Genomic DNA, 308 nt, shown 5'->3' on the forward strand with positions numbered 1-308 from the left:
TGACAGTATTGAATTTGGTTAGTTTACTTGCACTTGGTCAGCGCATTGTTATCTCACTCGATGGTACGATTCGAGTCCTACAAGATGGCGAGTCTCTGCAACCAGGGGACGTAATTCTTGAGTCCCCAAATGAATCTCAGATATCAATAAAACGATTTTCACCTGAAGACGGCAGCGAAGTTGAACTTGAACAAGACATCGCAAATATCTTTGCGGCTTTAGAGGAAGGTCAAGACCCGACCGAATTAGGCGAAGAGTTTGCGACTGAAGCTGGTCAAAATGGTTCGAGTATAAGTATCAGTGCAACC

General features: G+C 44.2%; 1 protein-coding gene. It reads left to right on the forward strand.

The genetic code is table 11. The features are described from left to right. A partial coding sequence (locus FTW16_RS00010) for a hypothetical protein (protein ID WP_146489649.1) occupies positions 1-308 on the forward strand: 308 nt, incomplete at both ends.

The organism is Vibrio sp. T20, assembly GCF_007858795.1.
Taxonomy (GTDB): Bacteria; Pseudomonadota; Gammaproteobacteria; order Enterobacterales; family Vibrionaceae; genus Vibrio; species Vibrio satsumensis.